The following is a 1,681-nucleotide window of genomic DNA, read 5'->3' as shown; positions in this document are numbered from 1 at the left end:
CGTTCAGGCCTTGCGCCGGCAGCACGTCAACATGCGGGATGTTGCGAGCGGCCAGGGCGAAGTTCTCGTCGAGCGTGTCGCCATCGATGATCAGCGCGCTGGTCAGGCCGAGCTTGGCGAACTGGGCCTTGAGGGCCGCCGTCTTCGGCTCGTCGAGACGCGCCTCGTCCAGAACGATCAGCGAGGACGAACCTGCTTTCGAGGACAGGGCGTGACGCAGGGCCAGGGCGCGGACCTTCTTGGGAAGCTCTGTGGCATGGCTGCGCACTTTCGGGCCGTGGGCCTTGCCGCCGCCGACAAAGATCGGGGCGCGGCGCGAACCGTGACGGGCAGAACCGCCGCCCTTCTGGCGGCCGAACTTCTTGCCCGTACGGGCAATCTCGGCGCGCTCCTTGGCGCGGTGCGTTCCGGCCTGACGGCGCGACAGCTGCCACTTCACGGCGCGCTGCAGGAGGTCGGCGCGCACTTCGCCGATGGCGAAGATGTCGTCGCTGAGCTCAACCGAGCCTGCCTTGCCGGCATCCAGGGTGATTACATCGAGTTTCATGACTTGGCGTCCTCTTCACCCGCCGCGTCGATGGCAGGCGCTTCTGCAACCGGCGCGCCTTCAGCCACCATTTCCGCCTCTTCCGAGCCGGGAGCGGGGCTGTCGACAACCTTGGGCTCGTCACCCATGCGGAACTTGCCCGGATAGGCGAGGCCTTCCACACCGGCGCCCTTCACGGCGTCACGTACTTCCACCCAGGTGTCAGCAGAGCCCGGAACCGAGCCGCGCACCAGGATCAGGCCGCGCTCGACATCGACACGAACCACTTCGAGGTTCTGCGTCGTCACGCGCTCCTGGCCCAGATGGCCGGCCATCTTCTTGCCCTTGAACACCTTGCCGGGGTCCTGGCGCTGACCGGTCGAACCGTGCGAACGGTGCGAGACGGACACACCGTGCGTCGCGCGCAGACCACCAAAGTTCCAGCGCTTCATCGCACCGGCAAAACCCTTACCGATGGTCAGGGCGGCAACATCCACCATCTGGCCTTCGACAAAGTGGTCAGCCGTGATTTCGGCGCCGGCCTCAATGAGATTGCTCTCGCTGACGCGGAACTCGACCAGCTTGCGCTTCGGCTCGACAGCCGCTTTCGCAAAATGGCCACGGTCGGCCTTCGTCGCACGCTTCACCTTGGCCTTGCCGGCACCCAGTTGAAGCGCAGTGTAACCGTCACGGTCATTCGTGCGCTGGGCAACGACCTGGACACCGTCAAGGTGCAGCACCGTCACCGGAATGTGCGAGCCATCCTCGGCGAAGATACGGGTCATGCCCATCTTCTTCGCGATGACGCCCGTGCGCAGGTTTTGAGCCTGGCTCATTGGCTTAAGCTCCCAGCTTGATCTCGACGTCCACGCCGGCCGACAGGTCGAGCTTCATCAGCGCGTCCACGGTCTGCGGGGTCGGGTCCACGATGTCGAGGACACGCTTGTGCGTGCGGATCTCGAACTGCTCGCGAGATTTCTTGTCGATGTGCGGGGACCGCAGCACCGTGAAACGCTCGATACGCGTGGGCAGCGGGATGGGCCCGCGCACCTGTGCGCCTGTGCGCTTCGCCGTCGAGACGATCTCGCGCGTGGACGTATCCAGCACGCGGTGATCGAACGCCTTGAGGCGGATGCGGATGTTGGTTTGTGCCAT

At 65.1% G+C, this 1,681-nt stretch carries 3 protein-coding genes; all 3 read right to left on the bottom strand.

Going from position 1 to position 1,681, the window contains the following annotated elements:
* Positions 1–547 (bottom strand): 50S ribosomal protein L4 (gene rplD, locus ACTS2Z_RS07800; protein WP_442572650.1); only part of this gene is annotated, 547 nt, incomplete at its 3' end.
* On the bottom strand, positions 544–1,362 hold the full coding sequence (gene rplC / locus ACTS2Z_RS07795) for a 50S ribosomal protein L3 (RefSeq protein WP_442572649.1): 819 nt from the start codon (positions 1,360–1,362) through the stop codon (positions 544–546). The genes rplD and rplC, both read right to left, overlap by 4 nt.
* A 4-nt stretch (positions 1,363–1,366) precedes the next feature.
* Positions 1,367–1,681, bottom strand: a 315-nt coding sequence (gene rpsJ / locus ACTS2Z_RS07790) for a 30S ribosomal protein S10 (protein ID WP_036512015.1), incomplete at its 5' end; no start/stop codon positions are given.

It is taken from the genome of Glycocaulis sp. (genome assembly GCF_052168375.1).
In the GTDB taxonomy this organism is placed as follows: domain Bacteria; phylum Pseudomonadota; class Alphaproteobacteria; order Caulobacterales; family Maricaulaceae; genus Glycocaulis.
The sequence above is the reverse complement of the archived record's forward strand: the minus strand, read 5'-3'. Positions and strand labels throughout refer to the sequence as shown.